Origin of the sequence: Polaribacter sp. WD7 (assembly GCF_003335085.1) — a bacterium.
Taxonomy (GTDB): domain Bacteria; phylum Bacteroidota; class Bacteroidia; order Flavobacteriales; family Flavobacteriaceae; genus Polaribacter.
The window spans coordinates 593,605-613,005 of sequence record NZ_QPEJ01000018.1 but is presented as its reverse complement, the minus strand read 5'-3'; the positions used below and the strand labels follow the sequence as shown (position 1 = coordinate 613,005).

General features: G+C 29.1%; 17 protein-coding genes and 1 tRNA gene. 2 read left to right on the top strand and 16 right to left on the bottom strand.

From position 1 onward, the window contains the following. The first annotated feature begins 99 nt into the window (after positions 1-99). Complete coding sequence (gene rho, locus DUT90_RS12040) at positions 100-1,743, top strand: transcription termination factor Rho (protein WP_114427427.1); 1,644 nt, start codon at positions 100-102, stop codon at positions 1,741-1,743. 74 nt (positions 1,744-1,817) lie between these two features. Here the strand turns inward: rho and DUT90_RS12035 are convergent, their stop codons facing one another. The 6 genes from DUT90_RS12035 to DUT90_RS12005 form a co-directional block, all read right to left on the bottom strand. Continuing rightward, positions 1,818-3,908 (bottom strand): peptidylprolyl isomerase, encoded by a 2,091-nt coding sequence (locus tag DUT90_RS12035; protein WP_114427426.1) that lies wholly within the window; start codon positions 3,906-3,908, stop codon positions 1,818-1,820. Between the two features lie 121 nt (positions 3,909-4,029). Continuing rightward, positions 4,030-5,295: a hemolysin family protein gene (locus tag DUT90_RS12030; RefSeq protein WP_114427425.1), complete on the bottom strand. Its 1,266-nt coding sequence runs from the start codon at positions 5,293-5,295 to the stop codon at positions 4,030-4,032. A 216-nt stretch (positions 5,296-5,511) separates the two neighbouring features. Further along, entirely contained in the window at positions 5,512-6,072 is a 561-nt protein-coding gene (gene lptC / locus DUT90_RS12020; RefSeq protein WP_258848558.1) for an LPS export ABC transporter periplasmic protein LptC, read from the bottom strand. Positions 6,073-6,076: 4 nt separating this feature from the next. Beyond that, positions 6,077-7,414 (bottom strand): lipopolysaccharide assembly protein LapB, encoded by a 1,338-nt coding sequence (locus DUT90_RS12015; RefSeq protein ID WP_114427422.1) that lies wholly within the window; start codon positions 7,412-7,414, stop codon positions 6,077-6,079. Positions 7,415-7,429: 15 nt separating this feature from the next. Then, positions 7,430-8,722: a hypothetical protein gene (locus tag DUT90_RS12010; protein ID WP_114427421.1), complete on the bottom strand. Its 1,293-nt coding sequence runs from the start codon at positions 8,720-8,722 to the stop codon at positions 7,430-7,432. Continuing rightward, entirely contained in the window at positions 8,719-9,447 is a 729-nt protein-coding gene (locus DUT90_RS12005; protein WP_114427420.1) for a type III pantothenate kinase, read from the bottom strand. Before DUT90_RS12005 ends, DUT90_RS12010 begins: the two co-directional genes overlap by 4 nt. A 99-nt stretch (positions 9,448-9,546) precedes the next feature. Between DUT90_RS12005 and DUT90_RS12000 the strand changes: the two genes are divergently transcribed. Beyond that, a tRNA-Phe gene (locus DUT90_RS12000) sits at positions 9,547-9,619 on the top strand. A 124-nt stretch (positions 9,620-9,743) separates the two neighbouring features. On the opposite strand, the gene DUT90_RS11995 is transcribed toward DUT90_RS12000, so the two are convergent. The 10 genes from DUT90_RS11995 to DUT90_RS11955 all read right to left on the bottom strand — a co-directional run bounded on the left by DUT90_RS11995 (position 9,744) and on the right by DUT90_RS11955 (position 19,388). Then, entirely contained in the window at positions 9,744-10,385 is a 642-nt protein-coding gene (locus DUT90_RS11995) for a DUF6266 family protein (RefSeq protein ID WP_114427419.1), read from the bottom strand. 862 nt (positions 10,386-11,247) lie between these two features. Beyond that, entirely contained in the window at positions 11,248-11,853 is a 606-nt protein-coding gene (locus DUT90_RS11990; RefSeq protein WP_114427418.1) for a hypothetical protein, read from the bottom strand. Positions 11,854-11,856: 3 nt separating this feature from the next. Continuing rightward, complete coding sequence (locus tag DUT90_RS13410; protein WP_181858198.1) at positions 11,857-12,030, bottom strand: hypothetical protein; 174 nt, start codon at positions 12,028-12,030, stop codon at positions 11,857-11,859. A 175-nt stretch (positions 12,031-12,205) separates the two neighbouring features. Beyond that, positions 12,206-12,856 (bottom strand): hypothetical protein, encoded by a 651-nt coding sequence (locus DUT90_RS11985; protein ID WP_114427417.1) that lies wholly within the window; start codon positions 12,854-12,856, stop codon positions 12,206-12,208. Continuing rightward, positions 12,853-13,935, bottom strand: a complete 1,083-nt coding sequence (locus tag DUT90_RS11980; protein WP_114427416.1) for a hypothetical protein — start codon at positions 13,933-13,935, stop codon at positions 12,853-12,855. The genes DUT90_RS11985 and DUT90_RS11980 overlap by 4 nt, the downstream gene beginning before the upstream one ends. Before the next feature lie 2 nt (positions 13,936-13,937). Continuing rightward, complete coding sequence (locus DUT90_RS11975) at positions 13,938-17,066, bottom strand: Eco57I restriction-modification methylase domain-containing protein (RefSeq protein ID WP_114427415.1); 3,129 nt, start codon at positions 17,064-17,066, stop codon at positions 13,938-13,940. 140 nt (positions 17,067-17,206) lie between these two features. Then, entirely contained in the window at positions 17,207-17,917 is a 711-nt protein-coding gene (locus tag DUT90_RS11970; protein WP_181858197.1) for a hypothetical protein, read from the bottom strand. A 47-nt stretch (positions 17,918-17,964) separates the two neighbouring features. After that, on the bottom strand, positions 17,965-18,249 hold the full coding sequence (locus DUT90_RS11965; RefSeq protein WP_114427413.1) for a helix-turn-helix domain-containing protein: 285 nt from the start codon (positions 18,247-18,249) through the stop codon (positions 17,965-17,967). A gap of 1 nt (position 18,250) precedes the next feature. Beyond that, a complete protein-coding gene (locus DUT90_RS11960) occupies positions 18,251-18,547 on the bottom strand; it encodes a helix-turn-helix domain-containing protein (RefSeq protein WP_114427412.1) in 297 nt (98 codons plus the stop codon). 88 nt (positions 18,548-18,635) lie between these two features. Then, positions 18,636-19,388: a hypothetical protein gene (locus DUT90_RS11955; RefSeq protein WP_114427411.1), complete on the bottom strand. Its 753-nt coding sequence runs from the start codon at positions 19,386-19,388 to the stop codon at positions 18,636-18,638. Between the last annotated feature and the right edge of the window lie 13 nt (positions 19,389-19,401).

Sequence of the window (19,401 nt, the reverse complement as noted above, 5' to 3'; positions counted from 1 at the left end):
CACATTGTATAGTACTATATACAATTTTTAATTTCAAAAAAAAACATATCAAATCTTAAAAATATTATTAAGGTTTTTATTTAATTTAACACACATATAATGTTCGAAATCTCTGAACTTAAAGCAAAAAAACTTGCTGACTTACAGGAAATTGCAAAATCTATTGGGCTTACTAAAATTAGCCAGCTTAAAAAATTAGACTTAGTATATCAAATCTTAGATGTTCAAGCTGCAACCCCCACAAAGTCTGATAACAATACCGATGCTGTTGTTGAAAAAGAAAAAGTAGAAAAACCCAAAAGAAAAAGGGTAACAAAAAGTACTCAAAGTAAAAATTTAGAACATACTGAGAAGAAACTTGTTGAAAAAACACCTACTCAAAAACCTGTTGAAAAAAAGACAGAAACTAAAGTAGAAGTTAAAAAAGACACTTCTACTGTTAAAAAAGAAGATAATCCTCAACAAAAATCTTCTCCTGCTCAAAATCAAAATAGATCTCAGCAGAAAAACCAGTCAACTAATAATCAACAAAATAATAAGAATAAGCAAAATCATCAAAATAGAGATAAAAACAACTCTAATAGAAATCATAAATCAGGAAATAGATACAGAGACCCTGATTTTGAATTTGATGGAATCATAGAAAGCGAAGGCGTTTTAGAAATGATGCCTGATGGTTACGGTTTTTTACGTTCTTCTGATTATAATTATTTATCATCTCCTGATGATATTTATGTTTCTCAATCTCAAATTAAATTATTTGGATTAAAAACCGGCGATACTGTTAGAGGAAATGTTAGACCTCCTAAAGAAGGTGAAAAATATTTTCCTTTAATTCGTGTTTCAAAAATAAACGGATTAAATCCTAATGTAGTTAGAGATCGTGTTTCTTTTGAACACTTAACTCCTCTTTTCCCTCAAGAAAAATTTAATTTAGCAGAAAGAGGTAGCTCTTTATCTACAAGAATAATAGACTTATTTTCACCTATAGGGAAAGGGCAAAGAGGTATGATTGTAGCACAACCAAAAACAGGTAAAACAATGTTGTTAAAGGATGTAGCCAACGCAATTGCAGCGAATCATCCAGAGGTATATCAAATTGTTTTATTGATTGATGAAAGACCCGAAGAAGTTACAGACATGCAACGTAGTGTTCGTGGAGAAGTAGTTGCTTCTACTTTTGATGAGCCTGCAGATAAACATGTGAGAGTGGCTAATATTGTTTTAGAAAAAGCAAAACGTTTGGTAGAATGTGGTCATGACGTAGTTATTTTGTTAGACTCTATTACTCGTCTAGCGAGAGCATATAATACTGTAGCACCTGCTTCTGGAAAAATACTTTCTGGTGGTATAGATGCTAATGCTTTGCACAAGCCTAAACGTTTCTTTGGTGCCGCTAGAAATATAGAAGGTGGTGGTTCTTTAACTATTATTGCAACAGCACTTACAGAAACTGGTTCTAAGATGGATGAAGTAATTTTTGAAGAATTTAAAGGTACGGGTAATATGGAGCTACAATTAGAGAGAAATATTGCAAACAGACGTATTTATCCAGCTATAGATTTGATTAAATCTTCTACAAGACGTGACGATTTATTATTAGATGAAAAGACGGTACAAAGAATGTGGGTGTTACGTAAATACTTGGCAGATATGAACCCTATTGAGGCAATGGAATTTATTAATGAAAGAATTAAGTTTTCTAAAAATAATGATGAGTTTTTAATTTCTATGAATGGTTAGAAAACTCTTTTAAAATAAAAAAATCCGTTCAATTGACGTTGAACGGATTTTTTTATGTCTATAGTTTATAATTACTAGTTTCCAGAATACATAAAAGATCTATTATCTTCTACATCTGCTGCTTTTTTTATAGCTTCATACATTGCATATGTCTTTCTTTTTCTTTCTTGAGCTATATTCTTCCTATTTGTTTCATAGTTGGGTAGTGCTGTTGGAAGCTCTCTTTTAACTACAGAAAAAGCATAAACACCTCTATCTCCTTCAATATTTTTATAAACTTTATTTAATTCTGCGTTGTACATTGCGCCAACAACTTTAGGTTCTGAACCTGCTCCTGACAAAGTTGGACTTTTTAAGTTGACACCATTTGCATTTCTAACAGTTACATTATTCTCTTTAGCAATATCTGCCAAAGTTGATGCGTTGAATTTTTCTGATAACAACGCTGCTTTTTTCTCTATTACCAAAATTGGTTTTACTCTAGAAGTTGCTTTTTCTACAGACATTAAACCTTTTGGTGTTATTGCATTAACAAAAGTAACAACGTGGCTACCTTCTAAATCAAACCTTTTAAATGCACCAACTTTTGCATCTTTTTCAAATGCCCAAGAAACTATTTGCCTTTGGTTTCCTAAACCTGGAACATTTTCATCTAAAGCTTTTAAACCAACAGCTGGTTTTATAGAATAATTATTCTCTTTTGCTGCTTCAGAAAAATCATTATCTTTAGATAAAGCTAATGCAAATTGCTCTGCCTTTTGAAAAACAGCATTTTCTGTTGCTTCTGATGGAACAATTTTTTTTCCAAATGTAGCTAGTTTTACAACGGTTTGTTTGTTTTTTTGGTCATCTATTTTAATAACATGATATCCAAAAGGTGTCTTTACAACATCTATATCTCTTTTACTGCCTTCAAAAACAAAATCTCTAAACTCTGGCGTCATTCTATTATAAGTAAACCATCCTAAATCTCCTTCTTTTGCTGCAGAACCTTTATCTGAAGATAAATCTTGAGCTATTTTTCCAAATTTGCTTCTATTTCTTTTAACTACTTTTAAAATACTATCTGCCATTTTTTTAGCTTCTTCCTCTGTTCTTGTTACATCTGGAGTTGCTCTTTGAGAACCCAGGAAAGGAATTAAGATATGACTTGCCTTTACAGAATCTGGCAATTGAGCAACCTCTGTTATTTTTGTGATTTTTATAAAATTATCATCTTTATAAGGTCCAAAAACTTCTCCTTGTGAACCTTTAATAATAGCAGGAGCTATATTTGTATTAATCTGATTTTCATATTTGAAATTTTCATCTAAATTAATATCTGAATCATTTTGATTTAAAAACTCAGCATTATTAGATGCTGTTTTAAAATCTTCAGTCAATAAAGCAACATCATCTTGAATAGCTTTTTCGTCTTCTGGTGTAGCAGTAATATCAAACTTTACGTAAGAAATATCTCTAGATGCTTCTACTTTAAATTCAGATTCATGATTCTTAATATATGATGCAATTTCTGATTTATTAATTTTTATAAGACTATCTGCAACAGAAGTATACGGTACATATACAAACTGTGTGTTCATTTTAGTATTATCTATCATGTACTGAAACTCACCTTCTTTTAAAGACGCTCCAAGACCAGCAGTAACTAGATTATTGTAAGTATTTCTTTCTGAATTGTCTCTAATTTGATTCATGTAGTTAGACCAAGCTCTCCACATTTGATCATTATTTTCTTTTGTATCTGCTAAAAACTGTTTAAATTTTGCTTCATCAAACAAACCTCCTTCATTTTGAAATTGGGGATTATTTTTTACTGATGGTGCATTTATAATTTCATTCCAAACATCTGCTTCACCAACAGAAATTCCTGCTTCTGACAATTGGTTTTGATAAATCTTTTTTCTTACAATATTATCCCAAACAGATTTAGAAGCTTGCATTTCTGAAACTCTGCTTCCTACTCTTTGCTTGTACTCTTCTAATTCTTGCACATACTCTTGTCTAGATATAGACTCTCCATTGATAACACCAACTTCGTTTACTTTATTTGAGTTGAAAAAATCTCCTAATGTAGATGGATCTAACACAAAAGCAAAAAGTGCTAAACCTATTATTATGATTAAGAACATTGAGCGTTCTCTAATTTTCGATAAAATTGCCATACGTCATTAATTTAAATTCGGTTGGCGAATATACGATTTGGCTTTTAATATTGCAACCGATTTTTAACATATTAACATGCCATTTGTATGGTATAGAAAGAGTTGTAAAACCTAGACAAAGTTAATCTTCATTGCTCGTAATTTTTATACGAACCTCTTCTATTCTAGCACTACTCATTTTTAAAATAGTGATTTGAAAACTCTCTATATGAACTACCTCGTCCTTTTCTGGGATATTTTCTGTATGTTCTATGATAAAACCTCCTAAGGTCTCATATGCTTCAGATTTTGGCAGGTTTAAGCCATATTCTTCATTCAAATAATCTACCTCTAATCTAGCAGAAAAATCAAAAGTATCTTCTCCAATCTTTTTCTCGAGAAATTCTTGAGTATCATGTTCGTCTTCAATTTCTCCAAAAAGTTCTTCCACAATATCTTCTACAGTAATCATGCCTGATGTACCTCCATATTCATCAACAACAACAGCTACACTTTTTCGTTTTTTCATTAAACTGTTTAAAACATCATTAATCATCATAGATTCTGGCACCAATTCTATAGGAAGTAAAATAGATTTAATTGTCTTAGGTTTTTTAAACAGTTCAAACGCATTAACATACCCAATAACATCATCTAATGATGTTTTATAAACAAGTACTTTAGACAATCCTGTATCTATAAAAATGTTTCTTAAATTACTTACTTTTTCATGAATCTCTACGGCAACAATTTCTGTTCTTGGTACCATAACCTCTCTTGCTTTTACATTATGGAATTCGAGTGCATTTTGAAAAATTTGAATTTCAGAATCCAATTCGTCACCCTCATTTCCTGTTTCTAATTGTTCTGTAATATAATTCCCTAATTCTTCTTTACTAAATTCCGTTTGATGTTCATCTGCATCTGTCTTAAAAAAAACACGCAATAAAAAATCTGAAATAATGGTAATTAATTCAGAAAAAAAGTGAAAGATTACATAAAAAAAATACGCTGGTAAGGCAAAAATTTTAAGTACTTCATTGGCATAGATCCTAAAAATTGCTTTTGGTAAAAACTCTGCAGTTACAAGAATTAGAATTGTAGAGATAATGGTTTGAATGAGGAGAACAGAAAAATCATTATACTCTTTTAGAGGAAGAATACCCACTAAAAAATCTCCCATATAATAACTGTAAATTACCAAAGAAATATTATTACCCACCAACATTGTGGTGATAAATTTTGATGATTTTTGTGTAATTTTATTTAATATTTCTGGAATAAAACCGTCTCTTTTCTTTTCTAGCTCTATGTGCAGTTTATTAGCAGAAACAAATGCTATTTCCATACCTGAAAAAAAGGCAGACAGGATAATTGAACTCAATATGATAATAACTTCAATCTCCATAAAACAGATGACGTTTATTGTTGGTTATTTCTTTTTTCTACTTTTTTTCTAAAATGTCTTTTAAAGAAAAAAACTAAGATAATAAAAACAAAAAATAGTAATGATAAAATAGCTCTACTATTGTTTGATCCAAAGTTAGAAATTGCATCAACTAAGAAGAAAATTGCTATTACTACGTAACCATACTGAAAAAATTTCCAAATTTTGTTCATCTTTTTAATTCTCTATTGTTTCTAATTTTCCTGTTGTTTTTTTAGCCAAATGTTCTGTTAAATCTTCTTTACATTCAAACCCAATACCATAAATAGAATCTGTTTGTGTTAATAATGCAAATGGTTTTTCAGAAAAGAAGTAATTTGTATTCTGATCCCAGAATAATTGCTCTGTTTTTAATGTTGATTGTTCTGTATGATTATAAACAACTACTTCTCCTTTAATTTCTGATACTAAAGTTTTAGAATAAGTAAGTGCATAATTGCCTGTTATGGTAACAGAATCTTTACCTTCAAAATTGATGATTTTTACTCCTTTAGGAAATTCATTATAAGGATGTTCTTTTCTATTACTAAAATCGTGCAATAGCGGAGTAATTAACTTTGACGTTATTCTTCCTGAATCTTTATAAACATGAAATGCATCTTTTGCAATGCCAATTGGTAAATTTTTGCTAGCCAAAAAATCTTTAACCTCTTGTGTATTGTTAGAGCAAGAAAAAAGCATTACTGCAACTATAATTACAGTAATGCTTTTGATTGATATTATTTTAAAAAATTTCAAAAACCTATTTTGATGGCACTTTTACAGTTTCTCCTATCCAACATTTAATTGTATAAGAACTTCCTGGTGCAACACCAGCTGTAAAAATAACTTTTTTACTTGGTACATTAGCTCTGTAGCTTGCAATATATTTTCTTGCAACACCTGAAATACTAGGATCTACAGATGCAGCTTTTTGTGCTTTATTTAAAGCAGCTACATAAACCATTCTTTTTTCAAATTCGCTAGTACCACAATTGTTTACACTAGATTGATATAATCTTGCAATAAACAAATACGCTTTACCGAAACTTGGGTTATAGTTTATTGCTTCTCTAGCTAAACTTCTTGCCTTACTTAACTGACCTCTATCTTTTGCTGCTTGTGCAAATTTTAGTTTGTATTTTGCTTTCTTTAAAGGATCTGTTTCCAAATCAAAAGATTTTTGTCTCATTTCATTTGCTCCAGAAGTATCTCCGTTGTCTTCTAAAACGTTTGCTAAAAATGCATATGCTTCTGGCGATGGAGAAGCTTCTGCAAAAGCTCTAGCTAATTTCTCAAACAAAGGATCTGTTTGACAACCTTTATTAAACATTCTAGAAACCGCTCTTTTTAGCCATTGCGCATTTTCTTTATTAGATTCGAAGTCTCTTTGATATAAAGGCACTAATCTTTCACAAGTTGCTATTTCAGATATGATAGCATCTAATCCGCCTTCTACAGTTCCTAAAGCCTTTGAGTTTATAGAATAAGCTCTAACCAAACTTTTTTCTCTTTTAGACAATACTTTTGTAGAGTCTGCGGTAAGATTCTTTAAATTTGCAGCATAACCTTCTAATTTTTTATTTACGTTTTCTAATACGTCATCGTATGTATCAAAAACTCTTTGAGGGTTGGTATCTTTATTTCTATCAGTTACTCCTTGAAAATAGATATATAAGTTTTTAACACCCATTTTTGTAGGATCTATCTTGTATCCTTTTTCTAAAATACTAAAAATCTCATCATCTGTAGCTAACTTATTAGCCAACAAATATGACGCATAATCACTATGTACTTTTGCTGGATTATCTTTAGGGTAAAACTTTAATCTTTGTTCATATACTCTTTTAGCTAATTCAGGATTTTTCTTTACATCTTCTGCTAATGTTGCTCCATATTTATAGATATTTACAGATAAATCTTGGCAATTATCCATTAAATATATCCAATTGGTGTAGGCATCATCGTACTTTTTTGATTTAAAATCTCCCTTAAAAAGATTGTACTTTATAGTACATTCTCTTTCTGAATTTTCCTGAGCATTTGTTTTTACTGAAATAATCATTAAAGACACAGCTAATAAAAACGTAATTTTCTTCATTTCTTTGTTATTTTGTTAATCTATTTTTCTTTTTTTGAACCAATTGACATCTGTAAGAGATAATCCTAATCTAAAATTAAAATAATTTTCTTGTATTAAATTATTGTCGGTTGTTCCTCTTACTCCGTATTCTAAGCCCATATTTAAGGTAGACAATTGTTTCAATGGTATACCTAAACCAAAAGATATGCCAAAGTCATCTATAGGGGTAAAGTTTGTATTAGTGCCAGAACCATCTACAAGTAAACCAGTTTTTTCTAAACGAATACCCGCTCTGTATGTAACTCTTTCCCAGTAACTTGAAATTGAATTCATTTTAGGCAAATAAAAACCTCCTAAAGATAATCTATTTGAGTTTCCGTATCTAAAAGCTGCACTAGAATTGTTTAAAAAACCTAACGTTTGTATGGCATCTTGACTTTCATACTCTACGCCAACGTACCATTTATCATATTTCCCTACTCCAGCACCCAAAGTGATTTTTAAGGGCAATGTATATTTTCCTGTTACTGGATTATCTAAAATTGTATCTCTAGATACACGTACTCCATTACCATTGAAACCTACAGAATATAAATACTCGTTACCAGTAACATCTAGTTCATTGCCTAATTTTGCAGAAGCTCCTGCCGATATTCTAAGTTTATTTTTTAATTCTTTGTTATACTGTGCTCCAACCTTAACTGCTCCACCTCTTATTTGTGTTTCTTCATTAAATTCTGTAAACAATGTTACGTTTGCTCTTTGTTCTGTAATTGTATTTTCCGTATTTCCAAAACTAAACTCTGCCTCTACACCTATAGATAATTCTTTAAACAATTTTAAACCAAAAGTTCCGTATACCCTACTAACTCCACCATTTCCAGAAAAAGAACTAAATTCTGCAAAGTTGCCATCTGCATCTAAAACAGTATTATTTAAACCATAACCTACAGAAGAAACAGGCTGAATACCTAGTGATGCACCTGCTTTTTTCCCTATTGGAAAAGCCAATGCAAAATAACTTAAATTAGTTGCGTTTCCTGACTGAGAGGTATTAACATCTTTTATTGTCAAATTTGTATTTAAAACTCCAAAGGTATATGTGGTATACCTTATTTCTGCAATTGCAGCTGGATTGGTAAAATTTAAGTATTTGTAATGATTAAATGCTACTCCTATACCACCCATAGCACTTTGCTCTATTGTTCTAGGACTAAATTGTTCTCCTAAACCAAAAAAAGAATATGGTGATGATGTACTATTTCTTTGAGCTGATAGGGTTACAAAAGTTAACAGAAAAAATACTGAAACTAGTTTCTTAATCATTTGTCTTTGTTAAATATCAATATTTCATTTAATCCTTCAAGGAGAAAATTTTGATTGGCAAATATGCTACTTTTTAATTGTTTTGACAAGAAATTTGTATCCCCCCCTGTTAAAACTACTGTTAAATCCAAATATTTATTTTGATATTGATTAATTACTCCTTCAATTTCTTGGATTATACCATTAACAACGCCAGAATTTATACTTTCTTGTGTACTTGCTCCTGTAATATTATGTAACACTTCTGCATTTAATTTGGGTAGTTTTGATGTAAATGCATGCAACGATTTAAACCTCATCTCAACTCCAGGAGATATTGCACCTCCTAAATATTCTTTATTACTGTTTACAAAATCATAAGTAATACAAGTTCCTGCATCAATAATTAAAACGTTTTTGTTAGAAAATTTTACAACAGCATTAGCTACCAAAGCTATTCTATCAACTCCAAGCGTATTTGGTGTTTTATAAAGATTAAAAAAAGGAACTTTTGTAAGCGCTGTTAATGAAACAACATTTAGAAATTCCTCCATTTTTTTCTTCTTTATTTCTGATATTTTAGAAACACTTGATAATATTGCATGAGAAATTGAATATTTTTCTTTAATTTTTTTTAATTCAGAGATACTACTTCTTTTCTTAAAAATAAAAACCTCTACAACCTTAGTCCCTTCAAAAACAGCAGTCTTAACTCTTGTATTACCTATATCTATAATTAAATTCATTTCTTATTTTCAGGTGAATTTCAAAAATACAACACATTTTTTTAAAATTTATTTAGCAGATGTAAAAAAACATATTATATTTGCATCCGCTAAGGCAATGGTACCTTAGCTCAGTTGGTAGAGCAAAGGACTGAAAATCCTTGTGTCCCTGGTTCGATTCCTGGAGGTACCACTTAAAAACCCTTTAAACGTAATGTTTATAGGGTTTTTTCTTTTTAGGGTGCTAAATAGGGTGCTAATAAAAAACCGCTACAAATTAATGCAACGGTTTAAAATATTTATTTTGTTCTTAATTACTAAGCCACCGCACCAGAACCTAAATAAACACTATTTGATACTTTTTTCCCATCTTCAGAAACAAATGCCATAAATAGCTGTATTGTATCCCCTGTGTATGATGTTGGTAATATTAATACCTGAGAAGTAACACTTCTTTGTGCTCCATCTAAAATGTAAATTGATTCTTTTTTTGATTGATTGTAAGCCAACACCATAGATTTATCTGTTGTACTTGCATTACCATCTGATGAATTATCATCCCAATCAAAAGTTACTTGATTAGCTGTTGATAAATCTACACTACCATTTAAAGGAGCAGTTAAGTTCCCTTTACTCAATAAAGCTAATGAATAATCTACATTAAAGTTTGGTGCAGTACCTGTGATTGCATTACCTAAGATATATGACATTGCAGCATTAAAAGAAGTTTTCTTTATCGCAAAAGCTTTAAAACCTACATTTAAAAAATCTTTGTTTGGTTGCAAAAACTCAATTGTCGCACTAAACTTGTTTCTTTGATTTACTTGCCCTGGTGTTCTAGGGTTTGCAACACTAGAAGGCTTGATTCTAATATAATCAATTCCTTTCCAATTTCCACCAATAATTGAGCCTACTTTACCACTTAAACCCCCTAAAATTCCTTGAGATATCTTTCCCATTACTATATAAAATTAAAATTAATACTTCTTTGGACTTGGTACGGTTTTATTATGGCTTTAATACTACTTACTACCTAATATACTGATAAAAAACGTAATTGTTACCACTCTTTATTCTCATTACCTCTAATAGTCTTATTTTACCATTTTTTACTTAGTGAAATGAAACAAACAAAGAATTTTGATAAAGAAATTAAATGAATTTAGCAGGATTTTTGTGCAGTTGAATGAGATAAGGAAAAAGAGGTGTTTTATCGTTTTTAAAGATTGATAAACAGAGGCTGGTTTGAGCTTGGAGTTTATCAATCTTTTAAAATGTTAGCCTAATGGCGATTGAATGAAATATTAAAACAAAATGCGTTTTTATAATTTTTAGTATATTTACAATAGTGAGTTAAATCTCACTTTCTTTTTCATAGCAATTTCCCACCTCTCCACGATGTGGGTTTTTCTTTTTAAATTCTATTTAAAATAATTAACATACCTAGTGCGTGGGCAGAAGTGGCTGCAAAAAGCGTGGGCAGAAGCGGCTATTTTACATAATGGCGTTATAGACCAGAAATCAAATGAATGTGTATATAACTGCGCATTATGTAAATATAGCTTTGGGGAGTTTTGTGTTTTATGAAAAAAATAGTAAAGATTGCTTTTTACAGTTGTGTTTGAGTGTGCGAAAAGACAAGCTTTAAAATGCAAGTACCACTAGAAAGTAAAACGCTAAACTTAGGTGCTGGAAAGCGGAACAACACAAAAGACAGAGGCTTGTTTTAAAAATACCATTTAAATTATAAACGCATTTTTAAAATAAACTGGGTTTTGGGTTGTGGGGATATTTGACCTATACGTAGTTTAAGAATTTAAGTTATTTTCTAGGTAAAAAGAAACCTTTGATACAGTCCATATTTCTAATACAAATTTGTATGTGACTTTTTTTCTGAACACCAGCACCAGGAAATGCAGGGCCACCTTCTGTAAAAACACCTCTTGCTGAGTCGAACTCTTTTAATGGTGTGTTTTTGTCATTTTCTTTTGCTTCTTTTATTTTTTGATGTAAGTATTGTATTACAGCGCAATCTAATTCTCTAATCAGTAGATCTTTATGTTCATCTTCTTTTACATCTTTATTTTTAGGCAAGTCTTTACCAATAGAAGAAAAATCCTTTTCCATTAATTTGTAATAAATGGAAAGCATCTTTATGAATTCGCTATCAATTAAATCTAAGCAATAGTCTAACGTAAAAACAACTCCTATAACTGAAGCTTTTTTTATTTTTCCTCTTTTTTGTTTGTCTTTAGCCCATTCTAAGGCTCTTTCATAATTGTTCTCCCAAACATAAAATCCGTGACCTAACCAATCAAATGGTTTTTCACTTATTTTTACTTTTTTAGGTTTTGTAAGAAGCTCATTTCTAGCAGATTCGTCGCAGCCGTGAAATCCAATTAAGATATTAGACCTTGAACTATACATTTATTATTCAGCAATAGAAAGTACTCTTTCTAAATTTGGAAAAGATTTAGTTATTTCTCCATTTTTAGTTACAATACCAGCTGAATTAAGAGAAGCCATTGCTGACTCCTTAGAAGAATGTTCATTTTTTAATTTTTTTGCCAAAGCAACAAGAAGAGATGTTTGTTCTTTTTTCATTTAAATGAATTATTATTCTGATGTAAAGTAATACTTTTATTTCTTATACAAAAATATATAATTAAATTACTTAAAGCAACTATTATATCATTTATTATATTGTAAACGTTATACTTAACTATATAATTACTTTTATGAATTAGACGTATATATTTTTGATTAGTTACAAAACATGTTACTCAATACGCAAAAAGACTCTATTTAAAACACCATTCTTTTCTAGGTGTTGAACAGAGATTTTAAATTCTTTATTGCTTCTATGAAAAATACGATTATGTATTATTTTAATATACCCTAAACAGAGTTCATCTTTAAAAACTTTAACAGCGTATTTATCAAATGAATTGTTAGACTCTTTTTTATAGGACAGTATATCTCCTTTTTTTAAAACCTCTGAACTAATTTTAAATTTTGATAAACCAGAAATTTCTGTAATAAATTTTAAATCTTTTGAGGAATTAAATTCTGCTAAAAACTCATAATTATCCGTGGGTAATATTCCTTGAGTATGGGCAAGCATATAGTAAACATCGTTAAGGTGTGTTTTGTCAATCAACCAAAAATCGTAAAAGTCTTTAATGTCGTTTCTTTCACTCCTCATTATTCTTTGCCCAAATATTTCAATAACATTTTTTGAATATGTCATTGAGGTATCTGGAAAACCCTCATAAATTGAAAACCCAAACTTTTTAGCATCTTCTATACCTTTTTTAAGATAATGAAAACGTGTGCCTAAAGTTTTGTTGCGTTTAATTACGCCAATAGGAATTCTCCTTTCGCCCTTGCCTTTACGCCAAGTAAGATATATATTTCCTATTGATTTCATTTTAATTCTAATAACTTGTTAAAACGCAAATTTATTAACTTTATCATTAATTCTTTCCTTAGCGGATGTAATTTATGTTTTTTTAATTGGATTGGTAGATTTTGATCTATATTTTGAATAATCTCATTTATATTTTTCTCATTAAAATTTACCTCTATCTTATAAATTAGTTTTTTTATCTGCTCTGGATACTCTTCTTTTAAACGACTAATTAAATCAAAATGGTTTAATTTTTTACCTAGCCAATGAATTTCAGAAGTTCCATTTTTTAGATATTTGGCAATCATTTGATTATCAGTTATCATTTTTCCTACTTTTTCAAGATTATATTCACGACCTAAACAACAACCACTATCATATATTGGTGAAAAATAATTTTTTACAATATCAGATTCAATTAACAAATCTGTTTTTTTAAATTTTTTAGTATTTCTTTTAAACTTTTCTGACTGAATAATTGTTAACAATCTCCCTAATTTTAAACCCCAATTTTTATACCACCTATCATTAGTATTTCTTATTTTTTCGTTAAAATCTTCAATAGTTTGCTCAAAGTTAGTTATAATACCCCAGTTTTCTTGATGTCTATCAGAATTACCAATTAAAGCATCAAAAACTATAATTTCTAATAAGTTCTTAATGTAATTACTGTAGTTAAAGAAAGATAAAGTATCTCTAATAAACTGAAAAGTATATTCTTTCTTATCTTTTTCTGGATTGTAAGAAGATTTATACCCTGTTAAATAAACTTTTCCTTCAGTAAGTTTATTTTTAGAATTTAAGACCATAGATTTAGAAAGACAACCAATTTTTTGGGTACCATCTTTATTATAACCAATATTATAATCTAGGATATTAAATTTTAAATATTGCCCTATTTTAGATGACACAATTTCTGACCAAAACTCACTTGGATATCTAATTTCTCCATCAGCTAATTCTTTAGAACCTTTAAAAAAATATTCATCTTCTGTTTCTGGTTCTCTAATTATTTTTTTACTCCTGCTACCAGTAGTATTTTGATACACAATAACATCCCAATCTGTAACATCTGTATAAGTAGCTTTAAATTTATCCATAACTAACTATTCTCAACAATTGCAATTTCTTCATCTGTTAACCCATACAACTCATAGACCATAGCGTCTATTGCTGCATCTGTTTGGTTTATTTGGGTTTGTAGTTCTTGTGCTTTTTGTTTGTTTTCTTCAAAGAGGTCTAACCACTCAAACTCGTCTTTTTTTGTTAGCGTTGGTACTTCTTGTAAGTTGTCTTTTAAACGTTGCTTATTGCTTAGTTTAATGGCTTTATTTAGCTCTTTTATAAAGTCTCCAAATTCTAATTCGTGCCAATTTTGTAGTTTTTTGGATAGTTTTTCAAGTTGGAATTTTTGTTTAATATATTTAATGAATTTATCTCTAAATTTTATTTTTTCAGAAACTTTTAAAGACATTATATCTGCATTAGAAATAATTCTATTTTTTGGGTTGTCATCACAAATTGGGATTGGTATCTCTTTTAATAAACGAGAATTAAAACTAGGATAACTTTTATTATTACTTTTCGGTGATTGTTCATTGACATAATAAGTTAATAATTTTGAATTAAGTAAACCTAATAGAAATTTTAATGGATATTTTTTATCCTTCTCAATTAAAACAGCTGCAATATTTTTAACAACTGCGTTTTCTTCGATATATGTTGCAAAAATTCTTGGATTAATTATTTCTCTAACTACAATTTTAGGATTAGTAAAATATTGTTTTTTCCTTGGTTCTGCCAACCATTCACCATATGAAATAAATTCATTTTGACTTTGATAAAAATACCTATTAATACCTTGAGAGATATAAGGATATTTAAATTCTTCACTTTTTATTTTTGAAACAAAAACATCATTATCTTTTTCGAATAAAGTTTGTTTTGGTTTACCCTTTCCTTTTTGATAAACTTTAACACCCATAACTTGCTCGTAAACTTCAATTAAAGCTATAGTGTTATCTTTTTTTATAATACTTTTAATAACTACAAAAGTCTTCTCAACTTGGGGTGCTTGTGTAATATATTTATTTTGATTAAAAAGTAAATCTGATTTTTCACTCTTACTAGAGTGTGATAAATCTAAATATTTATATGTAGAAGCGATTTCTCCTTTACAATCTAACACAATGATTGCTGTTGGCAAATTAACCTCTTCAAAAACATCATCACCTAATTTAATGTTAGTTATAGATTTAAAAAATTTAGAAGTAAAAACTCTTATGTCTTTGAAGTATTCTTTTTCTAAATAAGAGTCAGGCATTATATAACTCAATACTCCTTTACCCTTTAGTAATTCAGAACCTAATTGAATAAAATATTTATAAGAGTCTATATTGCCAAAACTTGATTCTTTAAATCTATTTTTCAACCATTTTTTACCACTTAATTCAGCTCCATAAGGCGGATTCCCAATAACTACATCAAAACCACCTTTTTCAAATACTTGTGGAAATTGAGTTTCCCAATGAAAGGCTTTTTCACCAGCAACAGTTTTGCTATCAATTAAAGAATTACCACATTTTATATTGCTGCTTAAATCGTTTAATTTTCTACGTGGTTGTGCAGTTCTTAACCATAAAGATAGTTTGGCAATTTCTACAGATTCTTCGTTTAAATCTACCCCAAAAATATTGTTTTCTAATATGGTGTTTTCAATATCTGAGAATTGTAATCCACCACCTAAAACTTTTGTTTTTAGTTCGTCTATATAGGTGTGTTCTGCAATTAAAAAGTTTAACGCTTGGTTTAAAAATGCACCAGAACCACAAGCAGGGTCGCAAATGGTTAATTGTAAGAGCCAATCTCTATATTCATCTAACAAACCAACTAACTTGGTTATGGTGGATTTATTTCGGTTTTTACGTCCTTTAAAATATTCTTCTTCTTTAATACCTAATGCTACTTTCTTTTCTTCACATAATTTACCAATAGTATTTTCTACAATGTATTTGGTAATGTATTTTGGGGTGTAGAATACTCCGTCTTTTTTGCGTTTGCTTTTTTGTTTGTCAAAATTAGCACCTTCAATTTCTGCATTTACGCTTTCAATTTCATTTAAAGAGTTTTCGAAAATGTGTCCTAGAATATTAACATCTACCTGACTTTCAAAATCATATGCTGCTAATTTGTGCGTGTGTTTGTACAGTAATTCGTTATCAATTTCTAAACCATCTAATAAAGTATCTTCTTTAAACAAACCACCATTATACGCATATATTTCGCCTCTGCTTTTTGTTCCTTGTCTACCTTGGTCTAAAAAATGAAAGTATTGTTTAAAAAGGTTGTACAATGGTCTTTCATCACCAAAATCGTTGTCTGCTTTCCACTTTTCTAAAATAAGCTCTGTACTATTTGCAGGTAATAAAGCTCTATCTTCAGCAAAGAATATAAATAAGAAACGATCTATTAATTTTTGTGATTTTTTAAATAAAGTGAGTTTTACGTTTTTTTCGAGTTGAAGTTGTTCTTGAGATTTCTCGACTGCGCTCGAAATGACATTAGAACTTTTTAATCTCTTAGCATTCTGTTTTACTAAATCTCTATACAATTCTCTTTTAAAGAGTGAGTAGTCTTTATAAAACTCTTTGGTTATTTTTTCTTCTTGTACTATAGATGCTTCTTTAATTTTTAAAGGAACATTGTTTATAATATTGTCTTTCTGTAAACATAAATAGAAGAGTTGAAAACGTGCTGCAGTGAGTTCGAATAAATTGAATTCTTCAAACTCTGTAGCATCATTTATATAGAAGCGTAACTTCTCGAAATTAGACGTAATTACATAGACACATCCTTTTTGGTTGGCTTTATAATCGAATGCTTGTTTACGTATACTTTCTAAATCTTTGGTATTTGTTCCTTTTAATTCTATAACTCCAATAGCAATATCGTTATGTAATATTGCTCCATCTGCTTTTCTAGAATTGGTTTGATTTTTATATTCTGCAACTAAATTAAAATCTGCTTTTGGTTTTAATGTATAGCCTAAAATATTTACAAATAGTTCTGTTAAAAATATACCTTGATATTCTTCTTCTTTAGAACTACGTATATTTTCTTGAATGGTAGGATTTAAAAAATACTTGACATACTTTTTATAGGCTTTTTCAATAACAGCATCTTCTTGTAAATTGATATAATTTTTTAATACTGAAGTTTGATATAATGACATATTCTAATAAGCAATTTATAGAATTATAAAAGTATAAATATTAATTGATTTTCTATTCTTCTTTTTCTTTTAATCAGCTCTTTGTGTATTGTTTATTTATTAATAATAAAAGAAGTAGTAATTGTATACTATATACTCACTTATAATGTTTCTAATTTTTTCCTTTTTTTAAAGTATAAATCAGAGTAAATTTTATCAATATGTTGTAAATAGTAGTTTCCGTTCTTAAATATGATGTTTTGATTTTCATCTCTATATTTTGCACCTTTTTTAGCAACATCTAACTCATTAGGCTTTAGTTTTTCATAATTTTTTTTAACTTCTATCAACTTGTGTTTTACTGCCAAATTTTTAATTCTTGATGCTTTGCATTTCGAGAGTTTAAAAATAGCTACTATACCATTTACAGATATTTCAGCATATTTTTTAACATCATAGGAAACCACAAAAGACTTATTGGCGCTCTCACTTTTTAGCACGTTGCTTTTGTGTTTTTTAAAATGTTTCCCACAATAAGATTTGTATAGTTGCGTGTATAATACTGCTCCTAACGTTGCTCTTATATTATTGATGTCTTTATAACCAAATGGATAGGCTCTTCTTTTTACCCAATCTCTTTCATCTCTTAATGTATCTATGGCTTCTAACCTGTAATATTTAAATTGTTCATCATAATACAACCATTCTAATTCAATTAATTTCTTAAAATTATTTGTTATTGTTTTAGTGGTTTTACATAAGAAAAAACTTGCATATTCTTTATCTAAACCATTCCATTGAATTTTACCTGATGGATATGTTAATTTTAGATAGACAAATAATTGAAAAGGGTTTTCTTGATTGTTTTGCAATACCCAATTGCACATTTCTAATGGAATATTAACCCTATTAATTCCGACTATTTTTTTTTATTTGAATTGTAATGTTTGTCAATTACTTTGTGCATATCAGATAGCTTATAATAGATTTTACCTTTTATTTGAGAATAAGGAAGTATCTGTTCTTCTCTCCAATTACTTGCTGTTTTAGGTGAAATTTTAAAGAGTTGTAAAATGTCTGCATTGTCTAACAAAACATATTCTGGACTTAGCTTATTTTTGAATTCATTTTGTTTAATTAAATATTCTAATCTAATAGATATTTTTTTTAATGAATCGTTAAATGGGTGTTGAAAATTGCTCATCTTATCTTTTTTTAGAGTTAATACTAATTAATGCCTGGTCTAATTCTGCTCTTTTGTATCTGATAAGATTTCCTAATCTGTAAGGTTTTAGCACTCCTTTTTTATTCCAATCTGAAAGGGTAACTAATGATACTTTTAAGATTTTAGCAACTTCTTTTCTTGTCAAATATTCGGGTAGCTTTTTGGGTTGAAAGTTTAGAACTATTTCTTTTAGTTCTGTTCTAACATCTTTTAAAATGTTTTCTCTTAATTGTTTTGGTGTTGTACCGTGTACTTGTGTAATGTTGTTCTCTGTCATCGCTTATTTGTTTAATAATTACGAGGACAAAGGTATAGTAGAACATTACATTTTTTAGTGCTGGAGTAACTCCAGAGGTTACTCCACGCTATGTTAAATCGTCTAAAAGTTTATCGATTTTATTGATATCTTTTTGATAGTTTTCAGTTGGTTTTGAGGCTTCTAGCTTATCAATGTATTTTTCAAAATTCTTTTTGTTTAGACCTGTTATTAAACTTATCAATTCTGCTTGTTTAGACCTACTTAGGTCTTCTAAATCTGGATGAGCTAAAAAGCCTAGTCTGTCTAGTAGTATCACTATCTGATTTGCTGAAAGTTGATTTTGTTTTGATTTAGACTTGTTATTTGTATCTATATTTAAATGTTCTGATTCCATTTCCTTTACTCTTTCAATAAAAAATAAGATTTCATATTTAGCTACATATCTATAAAGAATATTTTTGGCTTTAACTGACTCTTGATATAATTCAGCTCCTTCACTTGTAAATAAATCTGTGCGAGTTGCTATATGATTTAATAGTGAAATATATTCTTTGTCATTAATATTAAGCACATTATCCTTGTCAAGATTATATTTATTAAAATAGTGATTCATTTTTGAGTCCTCAAATTTTAAAAATTGAGAACTTTGAAGAATACTAATAATATGTTTAAAATAAATTTTTAATCTTCTTTCATCTAAAATTAATAAATTATGATTTATTTCTTTATCGAGGTTTTTTAACGAACTAAAAAGATTACGTTCTACATAATTTTTAAAATAATTATTATTCATTTCATGAGCATCTAAAGCTGATTTATGATGAAATTTATCTAGTTGCTCTGTTTGTAGTTCTCCCATTATTTTTGCAATT

What these genes read in the sequence shown, in the direction of transcription:
- DUT90_RS13410 (WP_181858198.1), bottom strand. Translation starts at nt 12,030, where the DNA reads ATGAAAAAAGAACAAACATCTCTTCTTGTTGCTTTGGCAAAAAAATTA.
- DUT90_RS12035 (WP_114427426.1), bottom strand. Translation starts at nt 3,908, where the DNA reads ATGGCAATTTTATCGAAAATTAGAGAACGCTCAATGTTCTTAATCATA.
- DUT90_RS11985 (WP_114427417.1), bottom strand. Translation starts at nt 12,856, where the DNA reads ATGAAATCAATAGGAAATATATATCTTACTTGGCGTAAAGGCAAGGGC.
- DUT90_RS12015 (WP_114427422.1), bottom strand. Translation starts at nt 7,414, where the DNA reads ATGAAGAAAATTACGTTTTTATTAGCTGTGTCTTTAATGATTATTTCA.
- DUT90_RS11965 (WP_114427413.1), bottom strand. Translation starts at nt 18,249, where the DNA reads ATGAGCAATTTTCAACACCCATTTAACGATTCATTAAAAAAAATATCT.
- DUT90_RS11980 (WP_114427416.1), bottom strand. Translation starts at nt 13,935, where the DNA reads ATGGATAAATTTAAAGCTACTTATACAGATGTTACAGATTGGGATGTT.
- DUT90_RS12010 (WP_114427421.1), bottom strand. Translation starts at nt 8,722, where the DNA reads ATGATTAAGAAACTAGTTTCAGTATTTTTTCTGTTAACTTTTGTAACC.
- DUT90_RS11995 (WP_114427419.1), bottom strand. Translation starts at nt 10,385, where the DNA reads ATGGGAAAGATATCTCAAGGAATTTTAGGGGGTTTAAGTGGTAAAGTA.
- DUT90_RS11990 (WP_114427418.1), bottom strand. Translation starts at nt 11,853, where the DNA reads ATGTATAGTTCAAGGTCTAATATCTTAATTGGATTTCACGGCTGCGAC.
- DUT90_RS12005 (WP_114427420.1), bottom strand. Translation starts at nt 9,447, where the DNA reads ATGAATTTAATTATAGATATAGGTAATACAAGAGTTAAGACTGCTGTT.
- DUT90_RS11955 (WP_114427411.1), bottom strand. Translation starts at nt 19,388, where the DNA reads ATGGGAGAACTACAAACAGAGCAACTAGATAAATTTCATCATAAATCA.
- DUT90_RS12030 (WP_114427425.1), bottom strand. Translation starts at nt 5,295, where the DNA reads ATGGAGATTGAAGTTATTATCATATTGAGTTCAATTATCCTGTCTGCC.
- DUT90_RS11975 (WP_114427415.1), bottom strand. Translation starts at nt 17,066, where the DNA reads ATGTCATTATATCAAACTTCAGTATTAAAAAATTATATCAATTTACAA.
- rho (WP_114427427.1), top strand. Translation starts at nt 100, where the DNA reads ATGTTCGAAATCTCTGAACTTAAAGCAAAAAAACTTGCTGACTTACAG.
- DUT90_RS11960 (WP_114427412.1), bottom strand. Translation starts at nt 18,547, where the DNA reads ATGACAGAGAACAACATTACACAAGTACACGGTACAACACCAAAACAA.